At 66.3% G+C, this 20,531-nt stretch carries 18 protein-coding genes and 1 other RNA gene; 5 read left to right on the top strand and 14 right to left on the bottom strand.

Going from position 1 to position 20,531, the window contains the following annotated elements; all coding sequences use genetic code 11:
- Positions 1–35 precede the first annotated feature (35 nt).
- The 5 genes from ntrC to JWP60_RS11110 form a co-directional block, all read right to left on the bottom strand.
- Positions 36–1,547, bottom strand: a complete 1,512-nt coding sequence (ntrC, locus tag JWP60_RS11130; RefSeq protein WP_299790642.1) for a nitrogen regulation protein NR(I) — start codon at positions 1,545–1,547, stop codon at positions 36–38.
- Positions 1,548–1,582: 35 nt separating this feature from the next.
- Positions 1,583–2,647: a nitrogen regulation protein NR(II) gene (gene glnL, locus JWP60_RS11125; RefSeq protein WP_299790639.1), complete on the bottom strand. Its 1,065-nt coding sequence runs from the start codon at positions 2,645–2,647 to the stop codon at positions 1,583–1,585.
- 4 nt (positions 2,648–2,651) lie between these two features.
- On the bottom strand, positions 2,652–3,191 hold the full coding sequence (locus JWP60_RS11120) for a hypothetical protein (RefSeq protein ID WP_299790636.1): 540 nt from the start codon (positions 3,189–3,191) through the stop codon (positions 2,652–2,654).
- A gap of 139 nt (positions 3,192–3,330) precedes the next feature.
- The gene (gene glnA, locus JWP60_RS11115) at positions 3,331–4,752 is read right to left on the bottom strand and encodes a type I glutamate--ammonia ligase (protein ID WP_299790617.1); all 1,422 of its coding nucleotides are present in this window, start codon (positions 4,750–4,752) and stop codon (positions 3,331–3,333) included.
- Between the two features lie 204 nt (positions 4,753–4,956).
- The gene (locus JWP60_RS11110) at positions 4,957–5,769 is read right to left on the bottom strand and encodes a molybdopterin-binding protein (protein ID WP_299790614.1); all 813 of its coding nucleotides are present in this window, start codon (positions 5,767–5,769) and stop codon (positions 4,957–4,959) included.
- 204 nt (positions 5,770–5,973) lie between these two features.
- On the opposite strand from JWP60_RS11110, the gene JWP60_RS11105 reads away from it, so the two are divergent.
- From JWP60_RS11105 to gmd, 3 genes are read left to right on the top strand one after another with little or no spacing between them, the layout of a single operon-like run.
- On the top strand, positions 5,974–7,395 hold the full coding sequence (locus JWP60_RS11105; protein WP_299790611.1) for a mannose-1-phosphate guanylyltransferase/mannose-6-phosphate isomerase: 1,422 nt from the start codon (positions 5,974–5,976) through the stop codon (positions 7,393–7,395).
- Between the two features lie 13 nt (positions 7,396–7,408).
- Positions 7,409–8,380, top strand: a complete 972-nt coding sequence (locus tag JWP60_RS11100; protein ID WP_299790608.1) for a GDP-L-fucose synthase — start codon at positions 7,409–7,411, stop codon at positions 8,378–8,380.
- Entirely contained in the window at positions 8,377–9,498 is a 1,122-nt protein-coding gene (gmd, locus tag JWP60_RS11095) for a GDP-mannose 4,6-dehydratase (RefSeq protein ID WP_299790605.1), read from the top strand. Before JWP60_RS11100 ends, gmd begins: the two co-directional genes overlap by 4 nt.
- Here gmd and JWP60_RS11090 read toward each other — a convergent pair.
- From JWP60_RS11090 to ompA, 9 genes are all read right to left on the bottom strand, one after another.
- Positions 9,485–10,318: an EI24 domain-containing protein gene (locus JWP60_RS11090; protein WP_299790602.1), complete on the bottom strand. Its 834-nt coding sequence runs from the start codon at positions 10,316–10,318 to the stop codon at positions 9,485–9,487. The genes gmd and JWP60_RS11090 overlap by 14 nt on opposite strands.
- Positions 10,319–10,378: 60 nt before the next feature.
- The gene (locus tag JWP60_RS11085) at positions 10,379–11,362 is read right to left on the bottom strand and encodes a sterol desaturase family protein (RefSeq protein WP_299790600.1); all 984 of its coding nucleotides are present in this window, start codon (positions 11,360–11,362) and stop codon (positions 10,379–10,381) included.
- A 5-nt stretch (positions 11,363–11,367) separates the two neighbouring features.
- Complete coding sequence (locus JWP60_RS11080; RefSeq protein ID WP_299790598.1) at positions 11,368–12,156, bottom strand: polysaccharide deacetylase family protein; 789 nt, start codon at positions 12,154–12,156, stop codon at positions 11,368–11,370.
- A complete protein-coding gene (locus JWP60_RS11075; protein WP_299790651.1) occupies positions 12,153–13,091 on the bottom strand; it encodes a YncE family protein in 939 nt (312 codons plus the stop codon). Before JWP60_RS11075 ends, JWP60_RS11080 begins: the two co-directional genes overlap by 4 nt.
- 110 nt (positions 13,092–13,201) lie before the next feature.
- Positions 13,202–13,933, bottom strand: a complete 732-nt coding sequence (locus JWP60_RS11070) for a 16S rRNA pseudouridine(516) synthase (protein WP_299790596.1) — start codon at positions 13,931–13,933, stop codon at positions 13,202–13,204.
- 32 nt (positions 13,934–13,965) lie between these two features.
- Positions 13,966–14,339: a transfer-messenger RNA gene (gene ssrA / locus JWP60_RS11065) on the bottom strand.
- Between the two features lie 13 nt (positions 14,340–14,352).
- The gene (gene gph / locus JWP60_RS11060) at positions 14,353–15,024 is read right to left on the bottom strand and encodes a phosphoglycolate phosphatase (protein WP_299790648.1); all 672 of its coding nucleotides are present in this window, start codon (positions 15,022–15,024) and stop codon (positions 14,353–14,355) included.
- Positions 15,024–15,737, bottom strand: coding sequence for a bifunctional 2-polyprenyl-6-hydroxyphenol methylase/3-demethylubiquinol 3-O-methyltransferase UbiG (gene ubiG, locus JWP60_RS11055; protein ID WP_299790594.1), 714 nt, complete (start codon positions 15,735–15,737; stop codon positions 15,024–15,026). The genes gph and ubiG overlap by 1 nt, the downstream gene beginning before the upstream one ends.
- Positions 15,738–15,830: 93 nt before the next feature.
- Positions 15,831–16,553: an outer membrane protein OmpA gene (ompA, locus tag JWP60_RS11050; protein ID WP_299790592.1), complete on the bottom strand. Its 723-nt coding sequence runs from the start codon at positions 16,551–16,553 to the stop codon at positions 15,831–15,833.
- Between the two features lie 229 nt (positions 16,554–16,782).
- On the opposite strand from ompA, the gene gyrA reads away from it, so the two are divergent.
- The gene (gyrA, locus tag JWP60_RS11045) at positions 16,783–19,413 is read left to right on the top strand and encodes a DNA gyrase subunit A (RefSeq protein WP_299790590.1); all 2,631 of its coding nucleotides are present in this window, start codon (positions 16,783–16,785) and stop codon (positions 19,411–19,413) included.
- Positions 19,413–20,495, top strand: a complete 1,083-nt coding sequence (gene pheA / locus JWP60_RS11040; protein WP_299790588.1) for a prephenate dehydratase — start codon at positions 19,413–19,415, stop codon at positions 20,493–20,495. Before gyrA ends, pheA begins: the two co-directional genes overlap by 1 nt.
- Positions 20,496–20,531 lie beyond the last annotated feature (36 nt).

Genomic DNA, 20,531 nt, shown 5'->3' with positions numbered 1-20,531 from the left:
CCAGCCCTCCCCCAGAGGGGGAGGGAGGAAGTCCATTACTCCAACCCGAGTTCCTGAATCTTCCGCGTGATCGTGTTCCGCCCGATCCCGAGCTTCAGCGCCGCCTCGATCCTGCGGCCGCGCGTGTTCTGCAGCGCGGTCAGGATCAGCTTGGATTCGAAGCGCTTGGTCAGCGCATCCCACACGTCGTGGCGGCCGCTGGCCAGCAGTTGCATGGCCTCGGCTTCCAGGCCCTCTTCCCAGCCCGCAACGGGCGCGGGCGCGCTGGGCGCGGACGGGGGAAACACCGGCACGCCGGCCTCGTCGCCGGTCGACGCGGCGGCGGCTGCCGGGACGCCCTCGACCATGCCCCCGACCGGCCGCCCCAGCGGCGTACCCACCTGCCCGCTCCCCACTTCGGGCGGCAGGTCCTTCGGCTCGATCAATTGCGCCGGCGCCATCACGGTCAGCCAGTGGCAGATGTTTTCCAGCTGCCGCACGTTGCCGGGGAAGGCAAACGTGGTCAGGCGCGTCAGTGCCGCATCGGAGATGCGCTTGGGCTCCACCCCGAGCTGCTGGGCGCTTTGCTGCAGGAAGTGGCGCGCCAGCATCGGGATGTCCTCGAGCCGCTCGCGCAAGGCCGGCAAGCGCAGGCGAATCACGTTCAGCCGATGGAACAGGTCTTCGCGGAACACGCCTTCCTTGACGCGCTGCTCCAGGTCCTGATGGGTCGCCGCGATCACGCGCACGTTGGCCTTGACGGCGCTGTGCCCGCCGACGCGATAGAAGTGGCCGTCCGACAGCACGCGCAGCAGGCGCGTCTGCAGGTCGAACGGCATGTCGCCGATCTCGTCGAGGAACAGCGTGCCGCCTTCGGCCTGTTCGAAGCGCCCGCGCCGCATGGTCTGCGCGCCGGTGAAGGCGCCGCGCTCGTGCCCGAACAGCTCGGACTCCAGCAGGTCCTTGGGGATGGCCGCGGTGTTGATCGCGACAAAGGGCCCGCTCGCCCGCGGCGAGTGCTTGTGCAGCGCGCGTGCCACCAGTTCCTTGCCCGAGCCCGACTCGCCGGTGATCATCACCGTCACGTTCGATTGCGACAGGCGCCCGATCGCGCGGAACACGTCCTGCATCGCCGGTGCCTGCCCCAGCATCTCGGGGGCGGCGGCCATGCGCTCCTCGGCCACTTCCTCGCGCTGGCTTTCCTCGACGGCACGCCGGATCAGTTCGACCGCCTTGGGCAGGTCGAAGGGCTTGGGCAGGTACTCGAAGGCGCCGCCCTGGAAGGCGGACACGGCGCTGTCGAGATCGGAGAAGGCGGTCATGATGATGACCGGCAGCCCCGGATGCTTTTCCTTCACCCGGGTCAGCAGGTCGAGGCCGGAGCCGCCCGGCATGCGGATGTCGCTCACCAGGATCTGCGGCCCGTCCTCGTCGTTCGCGCCATCGAGCGCGGTCAACACTTCGCGCGCATTGGTGAAGCTGCGCGTGGGCAGGTCTTCGCGCATCAATGCTTTTTCGAGCACGAAGCGGATGGATTGGTCATCGTCAACGATCCAGATCGGCTTCATGTTCTCTTGGTCACCTCATGTCAATGTCATCGGGGTCAGGGCAAGGGGATGAGGATCTTGAAATCCGTCCGCCCCGGCACGCTGTCGCACTCGATCAGTCCGTGGTGCTGCTGCACGAAGGTCTGTGCCAGCGTCAACCCCAGGCCGGAGCCGCCTTCCCTTCCCGACACGAGCGGAAAGAAGATGCGGTCCTTGATCGCGTCCGGTACACCGGGCCCGTTGTCGATGACATGCAAGTCCAGTGCCAGTCGATAGCGCTGCTTGCCAAAGGTCACTTGTCGGCCGATGCGCGTCTTGAACGTGAGTTGCGCGTCGCCCGCCGCGATGCGATCGGTCAGCGCCTGGCAGGCGTTGTGCGCGATGTTCAGCACGGCCTGGATCAGTTGCTCGCGGTCGCCGCGGAACTCGGGAATGGAGGTGTCGTAGTCGCGCACGACGCGCAGGCCCCGGGGGAACTCGGCCAGGATCAGCGAACGCACGCGCTCGCAGACCTCGTGGATGTTGACGTCGCCCACCACATGCGGCCGGCGGTGCGGGGCGAGCAGGCGATCGACCAGCGTCTGCAGGCGATCGGCCTCGTGGATGATGACGCGCGTGTACTCCTTGAGCTGCGCATCGATGTCCATCTCCAGCAGCTGCGCCGCACCGCGGATGCCGCCCAGCGGGTTCTTGATCTCGTGCGCCAGGTTGCGGATCAACTCCTTGTTGGCCTGCGCCTGGTCGATCAGTCGCTCCTCGCGGTCCTGCCGCGCCTGCGCCTCCAGCGGCAGCAGTTCGACCACGAATTCATCCGGCGCCTCGGTCTGCGCCAGCACGACGTGCACCGGTATCGCGTCGGCGGCATGGCGCACCAGCCGCGCGTCGTAGCGCAGCGCCGCGTATTCGTTGACGCGCGCGCCGTCGAGCGCGGTGCGCAGCAAGTGCGGCTCGGTGAAGTAGTTGAGGAAGCTCGCGCCCTCGATCATGCGGCGCGAGGAGCCCACGGCGTCCTCGAGCGCGGCATTGGCGAACAGCACGGTGCCGTCGCCGCGCACGACGGCCACCAGGGTGGCCAGCAGGTCGAAGGACGCGAAACGCTGCGTCAGGAAGGACTTGTTCAAGCCCTCATTTTGCGGTGCTGCCGCTGCTGCCCGCGCTGGCGGTGCTGGCGCTCGGGGTGCGTGCGAGCTCGCGCTGCAGGCCCTGGATGTCTTGCTGGTTGCGATCGATGGCGGCCTTCATTTCCGCCACCCGATCGAGGTACTTCTGGTGGTTGCGGTGCTCGGGCCCGAGCATCTCCGGCTCACCGTTGTTGTAGTCCTTCTCGAGCTCCGCCTGGCGCGCCTCGGCCTTCTTCAGTTCGGCCTCCAGGATGCCGCGTGCCTCGTTGTCGCGTGCCTTCTGGTCACCGGCGCCGACGCGCTCGCCGCCCGCGCGCGGTGCCACCCTGGGGGCCGCGGCAACGGTGGTGCCGCCGCCCGCCGCGGGCTTGGTGCCCCGCACGATGGTGACGTTGCCGCCCTCGACGGCCTTGCAGTTCTTGGCAGCCGCCTCGGCGCGGTCGTTGGTGTAGCTGTTGCCGCAGCGGTAGATGACGGTCTGCGCACTCGCGGCAGCAACGCAAGCGAATACGGCGAAGGGGATCAGGGCGTTACGGCTTTTCATGGGGTTCTCCTGCATCCGTGGGATGCACGGGGACGGTCTTTCAGTATGACCCAATCTCTGCAGATTGCCAATTAAGCTCTTGATTCAAAACGGAAAGGGCGACTTTTGTCGCCCTTTCCGGTTCCATCCTGCCAGCCGTTTACAGGCTGTAGTACATGTCGAACTCGATCGGGTGCGTCGTCATGCGAAAGCGCGTGACTTCCTGCATCTTCAGCTCGATGTAGGCATCGATCATGGTGTCGGTGAACACACCGCCCTTGGTCAGGAACGAGCGGTCCTGGTCCAGGTATTCCAGCGCCTGGTCCAGGCTGTGGCAGACGGTCGGGATCTTCGCGTCTTCTTCCGGCGGCAGGTGGTACAGGTCCTTGGTTGCGGCTTCGCCCGGGTGGATCTTGTTCTCGATGCCGTCCAGGCCGGCCATCAGCATGGCCGCAAAGCCCATGTACGGGTTCATCATGGGATCCGGGAAGCGCACTTCGATGCGGCGGCCCTTGGGGTTCGCCACGTAGGGAATGCGGATCGACGCGGAACGGTTGCGGGCGGAGTACGCCAGCTTCACCGGGGCCTCGAAGCCGGGCACCAGGCGCTTGTAGCTGTTGGTGCCGGGGTTGGTGATGGCGTTCAGCGCACGGGCGTGCTTGATGATGCCGCCGATGTAGTACAGCGCGAGCTCGCTCAGGCCGGCATAGCCTTCGCCGGCGAACAGGTTCTTGCCGTCCTTCCAGACGGACTGGTGCACGTGCATGCCGGAGCCGTTGTCGCCAACGATGGGCTTGGGCATGAAGGTCGCGGTCTTGCCGTAGGCATTGGCGACGTTGTGGATCACGTACTTCTGCAGCTGCGACCAGTCGGCGCGCTGCACCAGCGTGCTGAAGCGGGTGCCGATCTCGTTCTGGCCCGCGCCGGCCACTTCGTGGTGGAACACTTCGACCGGGATGCCCAGCGACTCGAGGATCAGGGACATCTCGGCGCGCATGTCCTGCGTGCTGTCGACCGGGGGCACGGGGAAGTAGCCGCCCTTGGTGGTGGGACGGTGGCCCTTGTTGCCGCCCTCGAGCTTCTTGCCGCTGTTCCAGGGCGCTTCGTACTCGTCGATCTCGACGAAGGAGCCGCTGGGGCCGGAAGACCAGCGCACGTCGTCGAAGATGAAGAACTCGGGCTCGGGGCCGAAGAAGGCCGTGTCGCCGAAGCCGGACGCCTTGAGGTAGGCCTCGGCGCGCTTGGCGATCGAGCGGGGGTCGCGGTCGTAGGCCTTGCCGTCGCCCGGCTCCAGCACGTCGCACGTGAGGATCATCGTCGTCTCTTCGAAGAAGGGATCGACGTTGGCGGTGTTCGGGTCCGGCATCAGCAGCATGTCCGAGGCTTCGATGCCCTTCCAGCCGGCGATGGACGAGCCGTCGAAAGCATGGCCGGCGCTGAACTTGTCTTCGTCGAAGTGGGAGACCGGCACGGTCACGTGCTGCTCCTTGCCACGGGTGTCGGTGAAGCGGAAGTCAACGAACTTGACCTCGTTGTCCTTCACCATCTTCATGACGTCTGCGACGCTCTTGGCTGCTGCCATCAGGTTTCTCCTGGGGGATGGTTGATTGTTGGTAAGTGCGGCGGACGGGATGCAGGTTCTGTGCCAAAGCTGGTGCATTCAGCATCCCGCGCGGCGGGGCGATTGTCCGCCATCCGGCCCGGTTTTCCCTACGGCAGCCTTGCGAGCCCTGTCACGGCGGCACCTCGAAGGTGCAGAAAGCCCTTCGCACCGCGGTGGTGCAGCTCAGCTTCGCACCAGTTCAGGGCCCAGCGGCACCTTGAGGCGCGCGAGTCCGTCGAGCAAGGTGCGGTAGGCAGGGTCGACCTGGTCCGGCGCGCCTTTCACGCCGAGGTCGATGTGCCGGCCATAGGTGGGATGGTCGACGCTGGGCAGGCTGAAGACCTTCACCTCGGGATGCTCGCGCTCCACCTGCTCCATCAGCGGCGTGAGCGTGGCCTCCATGGAACCGAACACGATCACCGATTTCTCGACGTAGGCGCCGCGCTGGAACAGATGGCTGTAGCGGGTGTCCAGCACGCTTTCCATCATCGGCCAGGCCATCACGGGAAAGCCGGGGACGAAGTGCACGCTGCCGACGGTGAAGCCGGGGATCTTGTTGTACGGGTTCGGGATGATCGTGGCACCCTTGGGAAAGACGCCCATGTTCAGCCGGTGGACGTTGTCCGGGCGGTCCGGCTCGTAGGTCACGCCCTGTTCGCGCGCCGTGTCCTGCATGCGCTCGCGGATCAGCGCCTCCGCCTGCGGGTGCAGTTCCAGCTCGACCCCGAGCGCCTTGGCCGCGCATTGGCGGGTGTGATCGTCCGGCGTCGCGCCGATGCCGCCACAGGAGAAGACGATGTCGCCGCTGGCAAAGGCTCGCTCCAGCGTCGCGGTGATGCGCTGCGGCTGGTCGCCGACGTACTCGGCCCATCCCAGTTGCAGACCGCGGGCGCCCAGCAGTTCCACCAGCTTGGGCAGGTGCTTGTCGGCGCGCTTGCCGGAAAGAATCTCGTCGCCGACGATGATCAGGCCGATGTCAGGGCGGGGGTCAGTCATGCCCGCATCCTAGCGGCGTCGCGCGTGACGCTGCTCAGGCCGGTGTTTTGCTTAAGCAATGCAGCCCGAAATGCGACGCGACCAGCCCGTGCATTTATCCCGGTTGCAAGGTAGGCGTAACCAAACGTGATCCCCTTTGTCGGAGAATTCCCACGGCGGATCGATAATCGACGCGACAAAAGCAAGCAGGGAAAGAAGCAAGCCATGATTTCCATTACCCCGGTCGTCCTGTGCGGCGGCTCCGGAACGCGCCTGTGGCCCCTGAGCCGCAAGAGCTTTCCCAAGCAGTTCGTCCCGTTGATCGGCGGCAAGAGCCTGCTGCAACTCACGCTGGAGCGGGTGGCGCCGCTCGGTCCTGGCGTGATGGCCGTCGCCGCGGAAGACCATCGCTTCCTCGTGGCCGACACGCTGCGCGCGGCCAAGGCTCGCGGCACGGTGTTCCTCGAGCCGGCGGCCCGCAACACGGCCGCCGCGATGGCACTGGCCGCGCTCAAGGCCGACGCCGACGAGCTGCTGCTGTTCTGCCCCGCGGATCACCACATCCCGGATGCCGCCGGCTTCGCCGAGACCGTGCACAAGGGCGTCGCGGCAGCGCGGGCCGGTGCCATCGTCACCTTCGGCGTGGTGCCCTCTTTTCCCAGCACCGCCTACGGCTACATCGCTGAAGGCGATGCGCGCAGCGACGGCAGCCGCCAGGTGCAGCAGTTCATCGAAAAGCCCGATGCGCAGCGCGCGCAGCAACTGCTGCTGCAAGGCCACGTGCTGTGGAACGCCGGCATCTTCCTCACGACCGCAGCCACCCTGCTCCAGGCCCTGAAGCTCCATGCCGCAGACATCCTGCAGTCCTGCCAGGAAGCCATGCAGGGTTCGCGCAGCGAGCGCGCCACCGGTGACGCCGAGACCTTCTTCTTGCGGCCCGAGCGCCTGGCGTTCGAGGCGTGCCGCTCGCAGAGCATCGATTACGCCGTGATGGAGCACCACCAGGACGTCTGCGTGGTGCCCTTCCAGGGCCAGTGGAGCGACGTGGGCAGCTGGAACGCGGTGGCCGATCTCGCCGAACCCGATGCCCAGGGCAACCGCGTGCACGGCCGCGGCATCACGCACAAGGCGACCAATACCTTCATCCACGCCCCGCACCGCCCGGTGGTGGCGCTGGGCACGCACGACCTGCTGATCATCGATACGCCCGATGCCCTGCTGGTGGCGCACCGCGACTCCGCCGAACAGGTCAAGGAGGTGGTCGCGCGCCTGGAGCAGAGCAACACCGTGCAGGCCGTGGCCCACCGTCGCGTGGCTCGGCCCTGGGGCTGGTACGACAGCATCGACATGGGCGAGCGCTTCCAAGTCAAGCGCATCGGCGTCAAGCCGAACGCGTCGCTGAGCCTGCAAAAGCACCATCACCGCGCCGAGCACTGGATCGTCGTCAAGGGCACCGCCGAAGTCACCTGCGGCAAGGAGACCTTTCTCCTGAGCGAGAATCAGTCCACCTACATCCCCATCGGCGAAGTGCACCGGCTGCACAACCCCGGCAAGATGGAGCTGGAGATGATCGAAGTGCAGTCCGGCAGCTATCTGGGCGAAGACGACATCGTCCGCCTCGAGGACACCTACGGCCGCGCCACTTGACCCGGAGTTTTGCTTGAAAGCATCGAAGATCTACGTCGCGGGACACCGCGGCATGGTGGGCAGCGCCATCGTGCGCCACCTGCTCGCCCAGGGCCAGCCGCGCGATAGCATCGTGACCCGCACGCATAGCGAGCTGGATCTCACCGACCAGGCCGCGGTGCAGGCTTTCTTCGCGGCCGAGCGCCCCGACGAGGTCTATCTCGCAGCGGCGAAGGTCGGCGGCATCCACGCCAACAACACCTATCCAGCCGAATTCATCTACGTGAACCTGATGGTGCAGGCCAACGTGATCAACTCCGCCTTCGGCAGCGGCGTGCGCAAGCTGCTGTTCCTCGGCTCCAGCTGCATCTATCCCAAGGCGGTGCAGCAGCCGATGCGCGAAGACGCGCTGCTCACGGGCACGCTGGAGTCCACCAACGAGCCGTACGCGATCGCCAAGATCGCGGGCATCAAGCTGTGCGAGAGCTACAACCGCCAGTACGGTGCCAGCCACGGCGTCGATTACCGCTCCGTGATGCCGACCAACCTGTACGGGCCCGGCGACAACTACCACCCCGAGAACTCGCACGTGGTGCCGGCGCTGATCCGCCGCTTCCACGAGGCCAAGGCCGGCAAGGCGCCGGTCGTCACGATCTGGGGCACGGGCAAGCCGTTTCGCGAGTTCCTGTACGTCGACGACATGGCCGCGGCCAGCGTGCACGTGATGAACCTGGACCAGGCCGTCTACGACCAGCAGACCCAGCCCATGCTGAGCCACATCAACGTGGGCTACGGCGAGGACCTCACCATCACCGACCTGGCGCACACGATCGCGCAGGTGGTCGGCTACGAGGGCGACATCCGCTTCGATCCCTCCAAGCCGGACGGCACCTTCCGCAAGCTGATGGACAGCAGCCGCCTGCGCAGCCTCGGCTGGAGCCCTTCCGTCGACCTGAAGACCGGCCTGGCCGGTGCGTACCAAGATTTCCTGGAGAACCATGCATGACTCGTAAAGTAGCCCTCATCACCGGCATCACCGGCCAGGACGGTTCGTACCTGGCGGAGCTGCTGCTGGAAAAAGGCTATGTGGTCCACGGCATCAAGCGCCGCGCCAGCCTGTTCAACACGCAGCGCGTCGACGCGATCTACCAGGATCCGCACATCGAGAATCAGCGTTTCAAGCTGCATTACGGCGACCTGTCGGACACCAGCAACCTGATCCGCATCATCCAGGAAACGCAGCCGGACGAGATCTACAACCTGGGCGCCATGAGCCACGTGGCGGTCAGTTTCGACAGCCCCGAGTACACGGCCGACGTCGACGGGATCGGCACGCTGCGCATCCTCGAGGCGATCCGCATCCTGAAGATGGAGCAGAAGACGCGCTTCTACCAGGCGTCCACTTCCGAGCTGTACGGCCTGGTGCAGGAGACCCCGCAGAAGGAGACCACCCCCTTCTACCCGCGCAGCCCGTACGCGGTGGCGAAGCTCTATGCCTACTGGATCACGGTGAACTACCGCGAGGCCTATGGCATGTACGCGTGCAACGGCATCCTGTTCAACCACGAGAGCCCGCGCCGCGGCGAGACCTTCGTCACGCGCAAGATCACCCGCGGTCTCGCCAACATTGCGCAAGGCCTCGACACCTGCCTGTACATGGGCAACATGGACGCGTTACGCGACTGGGGACACGCCAAGGACTACGTGCGCATGCAGTGGCTGATGCTGCAGCAGGAGCAGCCCGAGGACTTCGTGATCGCCACCGGCGTGCAGTACAGCGTGCGCCAGTTCATCGAGTGGAGCGCGCAGGAACTCGGCGTGCGGCTGCGCTTCGAGGGCAAGGGCACCTCCGAGGTCGGCGTGGTGATGAGCGTCGAAGGCGACATGGCCCCGGCCCTGAAGCCCGGACAGGTGGTGGTGCGCATCGACCCGCGCTACTTCCGCCCGACCGAAGTGGAGACGCTGCTGGGCGACCCGTCCAAGGCCAAGGCCAAGCTGGGCTGGGTGCCCGAGATCACGGTGCAGGAGATGTGCCGCGAGATGGTGGCAGCCGACCTGGACGAAGCACGCCGCCACGCCCTGCTGCAAAAGCACGGCTACAAGATCAGCGTCAGCCTGGAATGAGTGCGGGCTCCGGCGGCGCGTCCGCCGGGGCACCACGCAACTGCTGCAGCGCCGCCAGGCAGTAGTGCGTGAACCAGAGCGACGAGAAGGCAAACACCAGCGTGTAGATCCAGATCGCCACCGGGATCAGGATCGGGAAGGCCACGGCGAACATCGCGCCCGAGGCCCACACCACGCTGGGCGCCGCGCCCAGGTAGCCGGTGGCGATGCCCATCACCAGCAGCCGGTGGCGGTGGCCCTGGAAGACCAGGCGCCGCTCTTCGCCGCTGGCGTGCTCCGACAGCGCATCGAAGGTCATGACACGGTAGGTCAGCCAGCCCCAGATCAGGGGTGGCAGCACCAGGATCAGCGGCGGAATCAGCCACAGCGGCACCGAGACCAGCAGCGCCACCATGGCGACCAAGGTGGAGCCCAGAGACCACAGGGCGCTGTGCAGGAAGGAGGCGCCACGCTTGCGTTCCAGGTCCGGGAAGCGCCTGCGGCCCACCAGCTTGACCAGGGCCGGCGTCATCAGCACCGCCACGAAAAACAGCACCAGCACGACGAGCAAAGGGGTGATGGCAAAGATCACCAGCAGCGGCGCCAGCACGTTCTTCAGGCTGCCCATGCCGATGTCCTGCAGCCAGTGCGCGAGGCTGGCCAGCCAAGCGGTCGACTCGAGCCACATGAACACGGTGTTGACCGCGTTGTCCCAGAAGAAATAGCCCAGGCCGGCAGCCAGCGCAATCATGGCCAGCAAAGGCAATAGCGACAGCCCGATGACGCGGGGGTGCAGGCAGTAGGCGACGGCGCGCCAGAACGAATCGAGCAGGAGGGACATGCGGGCCGGGATCTCAGCGTCGCTGGCCCAGCGCCGCGCCCCGGTCCCTGCGAATGCGCGTCAGGCGCGACCCACCAGGCGCAGGAGGCCCAGCCACTGCTGCGCGAAGAAGCCGCGACCGTATTCGCGGCCGCGTTCGACCTGGTCGCGGATGCCGGTGGGGTCGTAGCGTGCCTGGAAGCTGGCGGTGCCGAAGATCATGTCCCACCAGGGCAGCAGCACGCCGAAGTTGTGGCCGCCCAGCGCGGGGCTGCGGCCGTATTCCAGCAGCTGGCCATCGGCCGAGGTCTCGTGGCCCACGCCGATGCTGTGGTGCAGACGGTGGAAACGCGGGCTGATCCACAGGCGCTCGCCGAGCATGCCAAAGTGCATGCGCACGTTGGCATGCTGCAGGCTTTCACTCAACTGGGTGATGGCGACGATGACGACGAACTGGCCCGGGCCGACGCCTATCAGCTGCCCCACGATCACCATCAGGCTGTCGCGGATCAGGTCGTCGAGCAGGTGGTTGCGGTTGTCGCTCCACATCGTCAGGTGGCGCTGCGAATGGTGCAGCGAATGCAGGTTCCACCACCAGTTGAAGGCATGCTGGCCGCGATGGATCCAGTAGTCGAAGAAATCGAAGACCACCAGGTAGATGGCGGCGCTGACGACCGGATGCAGGCTGGCCCCCAACATCAGCTGGTCGATGTGCACCGTGCCGATGCCGAGCACCCGCAACCAGCCGAAGATCTGGTCGAACAGCGGCTCGACGCTGAAGAACAGCGCGACGCGGAAGATGCCCAGCCGGTGCAGCAGCGTGTAGAGAACGTCGGTGCGCACCGCCGCCGGATCGCGCCTGTCCTCGACCGGCCGCCAGCGTTGCAGCGGGCCGATGATGGCGAGCAGCGCGACGATCTGGATCAGGCCGACCAGCAGCCACCCCGTGGCCCGGTAGCCGTCCTCCAGGAAACTGCCGAGTCCGAAGGAGTAAAGAATGGGCTGGACGGCCATCTCGAAGAGGCCGTCCTGCGCCCCTTCAAACAGGTCCACGATCCATTGCATGTTGATCATTTCGCGCCCGCTATCCAATCCCTGTAATCCGGATGTTCCCGCAAGGTCGCGAAGCAGAAACCCTTGGCCTTGAGCCCGACGATCAGCGGCTCCAGCACCGCCGGAGCCCAGGGATCCTTGCGCGACCAGATCCCGAGATGTGCCACAAGAATGTCCCCCTTGCGGATATTGCGCAAGGCCTTCTGCATTAGTTGATCGTTGCTTGCGACTTCGCTGGGCAGTTCGTCACCGAGAAAACCGGCAGGCGGCCAGCCCACGTGCGCGTAACCGCAGGACTTGGCTACCGCCAGCAGCCGCGGAGACGTCTTCCCTCCCGGAGCACGATACAGCGGTAGGGGCTTCTTGCCGGTGATTTCCTGCAGCCGGCGCTCGGAACGCGCGATCTCCGCGCAATATTCCTGCGCGGTCCAGACCTCATCCTTGCCGGCGTTCGGGCCGGCCGAAGGGCGGACGCGAAATCGCGGCGGCTCTCCGGCCAGGTCGGCGCGCCAATAGGTGTGGTCGAAGGTGTGGGAGGCGAAGTCGTGCCCTTCGGCCGCGCGCGCCTTCCACCACGGCGCCCAGTAAGTGCCGAGGCTGCCGTCGCCTTCCTTGGTCTTCTCGTTGGCGGCAAAGAAAGTCACCAGCACGTGCTGGCGGTTCAGGACTTCCGCGATGTAGTTGGCCACGCCCATGTGGCCGGTATCGAGGGTCAGGTACACCGGCTTGTCGCACGCGGGCTGGGCCGAGGCCGCAGCGGCGGCAAAGGCCAGTGCCAGCAAGAGAACGCGCGCTTTCGCGATCATCGCGTTGCGGCGTGGTCGAGTGTCCAGACGCCGTGCGGCGACTTGCCCACCTTCACCTGGCGCACTTCCTTGGTCTGGGTGTCGATGATGGTCAGCCGCTTGATCCAGCGCGAGGTGGCCAGCAGGTAGCGGCCTCCGGCCATCACTTCCATGCAGTCGGGGCCCCCGGGGGCGAGATAGGTATCGACCACCGCCAGGCTGTTGAGGTCGATCTTGCTGATGGTGTTGCCTACGCGATTGCTGAGGTAGACGTAGCGATGGTCCCCGGCCGAGCGAAAGGCATGGGCACCGTCGCCGGTCTTGATCCGGCGCAGGAAGCGGGGCACCTTGGGATAGCTCACGTCGACCACGTCGACGCCGTCGCTGCCGGTCAGGCCGACCAGCAGGGTCTTGTCGTCCGGCGTGAGGTAGATGTCGGCCGGCAAGGGGCCGGTGCGCATGCGCCAGCGGATCTCCTGCCGCGCGAGGTCGATGGCCACCAGTTCATCGCTGTCCTGCATGCTGACGTAAGCCACGGTGCTCTTGCTGTCGACGAAGATGTGGCTGGGCGTCTTGCCGGTGGGAACGCGCTTGGCCAGTGTCAGCTCGTTGCCGTCCCAGCGGTACAGGTCGACGTGCTGCAGGCGGTTGCCCGCCGTGACCAGCCACTTCATGTCCGGCGAGAACTGCAGCTGGTAGGGATCCATGATGCCGGACACGGTGCGCTGGATCTCGGCCGTGTGCGGATCGATGAAGGTCAGCGAATCGGACAGCGCATTGGCGACGATCAGCGACTTCTCGTCGGGCGTCATGTACAGGTGATGCGGCTCCTTGCCCGTCGGCAGGCGCTTGACCTCGCGCCACGTGACGGGATCGATGACGCTGACGTCGGCATCAAGCGAATTCAGGACGAAGATCGGCGGCGCCGCAGCGGAGAGGCCGGAAACGAGCAGCAGCGAGGCGGCGAGCCAGGTGCGGCACTGAGACAGAAAGTTCACAGGTGGCCAGTGGGGTGGTCTAGCGCTACAACGCGCCGGGCCCGCCGCAGGACGACTGCGGCAGACATTCATTGTGCTCGATTCAGAAGGGCAGAGAGTTGTTCCCGGCTCAACCATCGCCATTGGCCGGGCGCAAGGTCCGGCGGCAACTCCAGCGGGCCGATGCGCGAGCGGTGCAGACCCACCACCCGGTTGCCCACCGCGGCGAGCATCCGCTTGACCTGGTGGTACTTTCCCTCGGTCAGGGTCAGGCGCAGCGCCTGCGACCCCGTCGCCTCGCAGGCGGCGGCGCGCACCGGCTTCGGGTCGTCATCGAGCACCACGCCGGCCAGCAGTTGCTGCAACTGCGGCGCCGTGACGGGTTCCGCGCAATCGACCTCGTAGATCTTGGGCACGTGGTGCTTGGGCGAACTCATCCGGTGGATGAAAACGCCGTCATCGCTCATGAGCAGCATTCCGGTGGTGTCCTGGTCCAGGCGGCCGATGGCCTGCACACCGGGCGTGCTGCCCTTGTTGGGCCGCTGGCGCAATGGCGATGGCAGCAGGGTGTAGATGCTGGGCCAGGCGGAGGGACGCTGCGAGCATTCGTAGCCCGCAGGTTTGTGCAGCATCAGGTAGGCCTTGGCGTGGTAGACCCACTCCTTGCCCTGAACGCAGAAGTGCAGGCCCTCGGGCTCGACCTCGGCCGCCGCATCGGCGACGGCGACGCCGTCGATGGTGACCAGGCCTTGCTGCACCAGCCCCGCACAGGTCCGGCGCGCGCCAAAGCCCTGCGTGAATAGAAGATCCGCGAGTTGCATGGAAAGCGCCCGGACCAGCCGGGCGCGAAAGATGGTGGAGCTGGCGGGAATTGAACCCGCGTCCGCAAGCCTTCTACGAACAGTTCTACATGCTTAGCGATCTGATTTGAGTCTCGCCACCCTCACCGCGCAGTCGCACGCTGAGAAGGCAGCCAGTGCCCTTGAGTCTCGTTCCCGGCCAAGACACCCGCCCGGGAACCAGCCAATGTAGATTACCTTGCAGCTATCAGCTTGCGCCTTTAGCCCAGCCCATCGGCCAACCGTTGCAAGGCTCACCGCTGATTAAGCGGCGAGAGCGTACGAAGAGTCGTTCGCAGTTAGTTTTTTTCAGATGGATTTACGAGGTGACTGATCCTCGACATGCCCTGCTGCGCGTCCGAACCCACGTCGAAACCGGTGCAGCCCCAGGAAGGCCTATCTTACGCCAGCGCGCGGAATTTCAAGAGCGACAGCAAGGCAAGCGGTGTGGCTATGTGGGAATCGGCGCCCCACTGGGCGACGTCGACGCTTCCGAGGTAGCCATAGGTCGCAGCCACCGTGGCCATGCCCGCCGCACGCCCCGCCTGCACGTCCCGCAGGTCGTCGCCCACGTACACGCAGTCGATCGGCCGCACGCTCAGCTGCCGCGCCGCTTCCAGCAGCGGCGCCGGATGCGGCTTGGCATGGGGCGTCGAGTCGCCACCGATCACCGTGCGGGCCGACGCGAACAAGGGCATGCCCCGGGTGAGCGGCGCGGCGAAGCGCATGGACTTGTTGGTGACCACGCCCCAGGAGAGGCCCTGGTCCACCAGGCAGTCGATCAGCTGCTTGACCCCGTCGAACACGTAGGTGCGCTGGGTCATGCAGGCTTCGTAATTGCGAAAGAACTCCTCGCGCAATGGCGCGAAGTCCGCGTCGTCGGGCGTGATGCCGAAGGCCACGCCCAACATGCCGCGGGCGCCGGCGCCCGCCATGGGGCGGTACTTGTCCAGCGGCAGCGAGGGCAGCCCGCGGTCCGTGCGCATCTTGTCGGCAGCGGCTCCGAGGTCGGGTGCGCTGTCGATCAGGGTGCCGTCGAGGTCGAACAGGACGGCTTTCACTTCGTGCGCGATCATCGGATCCTGCGGCTGGCCGCCAGGTAATTGACGCTCGTGTCGCCGGACAGCCAATAGCGGCGGGTGAGCGGGTTGTATTGCATGCCCTGCGCGCGCAGCACGTCCAGGCCGGCCGGCCGGCACCAGGACGCGAGCTCGTGGGGCTTGATGAAGCGCAGGTACTCGTGGGTGCCGCGCGGCAGCAGGTTCAGCACGTATTCGGCCCCGACGATCGCGTAGAGAAACGATTTCGGGTTGCGGTTGATCGTGGAGAAGAACACCCAGCCGCCCGGCTTCACCAGCGCGGCGCAGGCCTGCACGATGGATTCCGGCCGCGGCACGTGTTCGAGCATCTCCATGCAGGTGACCACGTCGAAGCCCGCCGGCTCTTCGGCCGCCAGCGTCTCGGCGCTCACCTCGCGGTATTGCACGTTCGGCGTGCCCGCCTCCAGGGCGTGCAGCTGCGCCACCCGGATCGACTTGCCCGCCAGATCGATGCCCAGCACCTCGGCGCCCTTGCGCGCCATGCTGTCGGCCAGGATGCCCCCGCCGCAGCCGATGTCCACCACGCGTTTGCCTGAGAGGCCGCCAGCGAGATCCGCTATCCAGTTCAGGCGCAGCGGGTTCATCGCATGCAGCGGCCCGAACTCGCTGTCCGGGTCCCACCAGCGGTGGGCCTGTTCGGAGAACTTGGCCAGTTCCGCGGGATCGGCGTTGATGGATTCGTTCATGGCTGGGGCAGATTGTGGGGCGGCTGGCTCGTGAGCAAATGAAAAAAGGGCCCGCAATGCGGGCCCTTTGTGCAGCTTTTCTCGCTGGTGTCTTTACGGGTTCGCGCGGGTGCCGACCACTTCGATTTCCACGCGACGGTTCTTCGCGCGGCCTTCGGCGGTCTTGTTGTCAGCGACCGGCTGCTTCTCGCCCTTGCCTTCGGTGTACACGCGATTGCGTTCGATGCCCTTGGAGACCAGGTAGGCCTTCACGGATTCGGCGCGACGCACGGACAGGCGCTGGTTGTAGGCGTCGGTGCCCACCGAGTCGGTGTGGCCGACGGCGATGATCACTTCCAGGTTGATGCCCTGGATCTTGCCGACCAGGTCATCCAGCTTGGCGCGCCCTTCGGGCTTCAGCACCGACTTGTCGAAGTCGAAGAAGGCGTCGGCGGCATAGGTCACCTTGCTGGCGATCGCCGGAGCGGGCGCCGGTGCGGGCGGCGGCGGGGGCGGGGCCGGGATGACAGCCGGAGGCGCGACCGGAGCGGGTGCCGGAGCAGCCACCACAGCGGCGCGGACCAGGGCGCCGTCGCAGCCGACGGCGGCGGTGGCGGGGGTCCAGTTGGCATCGCGCCAGCACAGTTCGTTGGTGCCGTTGCGCCACACGTATTCGCCAGTGCCGTTCTGCCAGTTGTCGACCACGCTGCCACCGTTGGCGGCGACGACGCGGCTCGACATGCCAGGAGCGCCGGGGGCCGTCTGGGACATGACGCCGCAGCCAGCCAGCAACGCAGACGAGGCAAACAGCAGCGCTACTTTGTTCAGTTTCTTCATGATTCTCCTCTTGGGGAAAAGTCGCAGCCGCGCTGCGTCAATACCACGTCCTTAGTGACCAATTCACCAGTTACGTCGCAGGGATTGTGCCATACGGCTTTTCGCGGACCATGGCTCTGCCATCCCGGAGTTCGTAGGACGAAACCGCAATTCCGGATTTCTGTTGCCGCATCGCGACATGCCCGCAAAACCTTAAAATCTTCCGTTTCGTGTCCGCTTGACGCACCCAATGACCTCCTTCGCCAAAGAAACACTGCCCGTCAGCCTCGAGGAGGAAATGCGGCGCAGCTACCTCGACTACGCCATGAGCGTGATCGTGGGGCGAGCGCTGCCGGACGCGCGCGACGGCCTGAAGCCGGTGCACCGCCGCGTGCTGTTCGCCATGCACGAGTTGAACAACGACTGGAACCGGCCGTACAAGAAATCCGCCCGCATTGTCGGTGATGTGATCGGTAAATATCACCCGCACGGCGACCAGTCGGTCTACGACACGATCGTGCGGCTGGCGCAGGACTTCTCGATGCGCCACATGCTGGTCGACGGCCAGGGCAACTTCGGCTCGGTCGACGGCGACAACGCCGCGGCCATGCGCTACACCGAGATCCGGCTGGCCAAGATCGCGCACGAGATGCTGGCCGACATCGACAAGGAGACCGTCGACTTCGGCCCCAACTACGACGGCAGCGAGCAGGAGCCGCTGGTGCTGCCCAGCAAATTGCCCAACCTGCTGGTCAACGGTTCGGGCGGCATCGCGGTGGGCATGGCCACCAACATCCCGCCCCACAACCTGAACGAGGTGATCGACGCCTGCCTGCACCTGCTGCGCAACCCGCAGGCGACGCTGGAAGAGTTGATGGAGATCATTCCGGCGCCGGACTTCCCGACCGGTGCCACCATCTACGGCGTCTCGGGCGTGAAGGAGGGCTACCGCACCGGCCGCGGGCGCGTGGTGATGCGCGCCAAATGCCACTTCGAGGACATCGATCGCGGCCAGCGCACCGCGATCATCGTCGACGAGATCCCCTACCAGGTCAACAAGAAGACGCTGCAGGAGCGGATGGCGGAGCTGGTCCACGAAAAGAAGCTCGAGGGCATCAGCCACATCCAGGACGAGAGCGACAAGTCCGGCATGCGGCTCGTGATCGAGTTGAAGCGCGGCGAAGTGCCCGAGGTCGTGCTCAACAACCTCTACAAGCAGACGCAGCTGCAGGACACCTTCGGCATCAACATGGTGGCGCTGATCGACGGCCAGCCCCGCCTGTGCAACCTGCGCGAGCTGATCGTCGTCTTCCTGCAGCACCGCCGCGAGGTGGTCACGCGCAGGACGGTGTTCGCGCTGCGCAAGGCGCGCGAACGCGGCCACGTGCTGGAGGGCCTGGCCGTCGCCCTGGCCAACATCGACGACTTCATCCGCATCATCCGCGAGTCCCCCACCCCGCCTGTGGCCCGGATCGAGCTGATGAACCGCGGCTGGGACTCCTCGCTCGTGCGCGAGATGCTCACGCGGGCCCGCGCCGACGGCAGCGTGGTCAACGCCGACGACTTCCGCCCCGAAGGTCTCGAGCGGCAGTACGGCCTGCATGACGGCCTGTATCACCTCTCGGACACGCAAGCCGGCGAGATCCTGCAGATGCGCCTGCAACGCCTGACCGGCCTGGAGCAGGACAAGATCGTCACCGAGTACCGCGAAGTGATGTCCGAGATCGAGGACCTGCTGGACATCTTGTCCAAGCCGGAGCGGGTCTCGACGATCATCACGGAAGAACTCACGGCCATCCGCCTGGAGTTCGGCCAGACCAAGCTGGGCGCGCGCCGCAGCGTGATCGAGCACAACGCGCAGGACCTCGCCACCGAGGACCTGATCACGCCCACCGACATGGTGGTGACGCTCTCGCACACCGGCTACATCAAGAGCCAGCCGCTGTCGGAATACCGGGCACAAAAGCGCGGCGGCCGCGGCAAGCAGGCGACGCAGACCAAGGAAGACGACTGGATCGACCAGCTCTTCATCGCCAACACGCACGACTACCTGCTGGCCTTCTCCAACCGCGGCCGCCTCTACTGGCTGAAGGTGTGGGAAGTGCCGGCGGGCTCGCGTGGCTCGCGCGGCCGGCCCATCGTCAACATGTTCCCGCTGCAGGAAGGCGAGAAGATCAACGTGGTGCTGCCGCTCACCGGCGAATTCCGCAGCTTCCCCGAGGACCACTTCGTGTTCATGGGCACCTCGATGGGCACCGTCAAGAAGACCGCGCTGCACGAGTTCAACAACCCGCGCAAGCTGGGCATCATCGCGGTCGACCTCGACGAGGGCGACTACCTGATCGGGGCCGCGCTCACCGACGGCAAGCATGACGTGATGCTGTTCTCGGACGGTGGCAAGGCGGTGCGCTTCGACGAGAACGACGTGCGCCCCACCGGCCGCAACACCCGCGGCGTGCGCGGCATGATGCTGGAAGAAGGCCAGAGCGTGATCGCCATGCTGGTGGCCGAGGACGAGACGCAGAGCGTGCTGACCGCCACCGCCAACGGCTACGGCAAGCGCACGCCGATCACGGAGTACACCCGCCACGGCCGCGGCACCAAGGGCATGATCGCCATCCAGCAGAGCGAGCGCAACGGCAAGGTCGTGGCCGCCACGCTGGTGCACAGCGACGACGAGATCATGCTGATCACCGACCGCGGCGTGCTGGTGCGCACCCGCATCAGCGAGATCCGCGAGCTCGGCCGGGCGACCCAGGGCGTGACCCTCATCGGCCTGGACGAGGGCTCCAAGTTGAGCGGCCTGCAGCGCATCGTGGAGAATGACGCCGGCGCGGTCGAGGGTGAGGACACCAACGGCGGCGAGACCACCCCCACCTGATGCCCAAGACTCTCCTCGAACTCCGCACCGGCATCGACCAGGTCGATCGCGCCCTGCTCGATCTCCTGAACCGGCGCGCCGCGCTGGCCAACGAGGTCGGCGAACTCAAGCGCGGCGAAGGCACGTCCGTGTTCCGCCCGGAACGCGAGGCGCAGGTGATCAACGGCCTGCAGGACGCCAACCCCGGGCCGCTCAAGGGCGACAACATCGCGCACATCTGGCGCGAGATCATGTCGGCCTGCCGGGCGCTCGAGGCGCCGCAGCGGGTGGCCTATCTCGGCCCCGCCGGCACCTACAGCGAAGAGGCCGCGCTGCTGTTCTTCGGCTCCAGCATCGAGCACGTGCCCTGCGTGAGCATCGACGAGGTGTTCCGCGCCACTGCGGCCGGCACCGCGGAATACGGAGTCGTTCCGGTGGAGAACTCCACCGAGGGCGTGGTGGCGCGCTCGCTCGACCTGTTCCTGCAGACGCCGCTGCACATCGTGGGCGAGACCAGCCTGCTGGTGCGGCACATGCTGCTGCGCAAGAACTCGGCGGCGCTCGAGGGCATCGAGGCCGTCGTGGCGCATCCGCAGTCGCTGGCGCAGTGCCAGGGCTGGCTCAACAACCACCTGCCGCAGGCCGAGCGCCGGGCGGTGTCGAGCAATGCCGAAGGCGCGCGGCTGGCGGCCTCGAATCCCGCGTGGGCGGCCATCGCCAGCGCGCGGGCGGGCACCAACTTCGGCCTGCACGTGGCGGCGCACGCGATCCAGGACGACGCGTACAACCGCACCCGCTTCGCCGTGATCTGCCTGCCGCAGACACTGGCCGCGCCGGAAGCCTCGGGCAAGGACTGCGTGAGCCTGATCGTGTCCGTGCCCAACCGGCCGGGAGCGGTGCACGACATCCTGGTGCCGCTCAAGCAGCACGGCGTCTCGATGACGCGCTTCGAGTCGCGCCCGGCCCGCTCCGGCCAGTGGGAATACTATTTCTACATCGACCTGCAAGGCCATCCCTCGCAGCCGCACGTGGCGGCTGCGCTGAAGGACCTGCAAGGACTCTGCGCGTTCTACAAGGTGCTCGGCACCTATCCCCTGGAATGATGGCCCCCAAGCTTGTCCACTGCGTGTCCTGCGCCA

It is taken from the genome of Ramlibacter sp. (assembly GCF_028291745.1).
Classification (GTDB): Bacteria; Pseudomonadota; Gammaproteobacteria; order Burkholderiales; family Burkholderiaceae_C; genus Ramlibacter.
Note: the sequence above shows the minus strand (reverse complement) of the source record. Positions and strands in the feature narration are given on the sequence as shown.

What these genes read in the sequence shown, in the direction of transcription:
- ntrC (WP_299790642.1), bottom strand. Translation starts at nt 1,547, where the DNA reads ATGAAGCCGATCTGGATCGTTGACGATGACCAATCCATCCGCTTCGTG.
- JWP60_RS11120 (WP_299790636.1), bottom strand. Translation starts at nt 3,191, where the DNA reads ATGAAAAGCCGTAACGCCCTGATCCCCTTCGCCGTATTCGCTTGCGTT.
- glnA (WP_299790617.1), bottom strand. Translation starts at nt 4,752, where the DNA reads ATGGCAGCAGCCAAGAGCGTCGCAGACGTCATGAAGATGGTGAAGGAC.
- JWP60_RS11110 (WP_299790614.1), bottom strand. Translation starts at nt 5,769, where the DNA reads ATGACTGACCCCCGCCCTGACATCGGCCTGATCATCGTCGGCGACGAG.
- JWP60_RS11105 (WP_299790611.1), top strand. Translation starts at nt 5,974, where the DNA reads ATGATTTCCATTACCCCGGTCGTCCTGTGCGGCGGCTCCGGAACGCGC.
- gmd (WP_299790605.1), top strand. Translation starts at nt 8,377, where the DNA reads ATGACTCGTAAAGTAGCCCTCATCACCGGCATCACCGGCCAGGACGGT.
- JWP60_RS11090 (WP_299790602.1), bottom strand. Translation starts at nt 10,318, where the DNA reads ATGTCCCTCCTGCTCGATTCGTTCTGGCGCGCCGTCGCCTACTGCCTG.
- JWP60_RS11085 (WP_299790600.1), bottom strand. Translation starts at nt 11,362, where the DNA reads ATGCAATGGATCGTGGACCTGTTTGAAGGGGCGCAGGACGGCCTCTTC.
- JWP60_RS11080 (WP_299790598.1), bottom strand. Translation starts at nt 12,156, where the DNA reads ATGATCGCGAAAGCGCGCGTTCTCTTGCTGGCACTGGCCTTTGCCGCC.
- JWP60_RS11070 (WP_299790596.1), bottom strand. Translation starts at nt 13,933, where the DNA reads ATGCAACTCGCGGATCTTCTATTCACGCAGGGCTTTGGCGCGCGCCGG.
- ubiG (WP_299790594.1), bottom strand. Translation starts at nt 15,737, where the DNA reads ATGAACGAATCCATCAACGCCGATCCCGCGGAACTGGCCAAGTTCTCC.
- ompA (WP_299790592.1), bottom strand. Translation starts at nt 16,553, where the DNA reads ATGAAGAAACTGAACAAAGTAGCGCTGCTGTTTGCCTCGTCTGCGTTG.
- gyrA (WP_299790590.1), top strand. Translation starts at nt 16,783, where the DNA reads ATGACCTCCTTCGCCAAAGAAACACTGCCCGTCAGCCTCGAGGAGGAA.
- pheA (WP_299790588.1), top strand. Translation starts at nt 19,413, where the DNA reads ATGCCCAAGACTCTCCTCGAACTCCGCACCGGCATCGACCAGGTCGAT.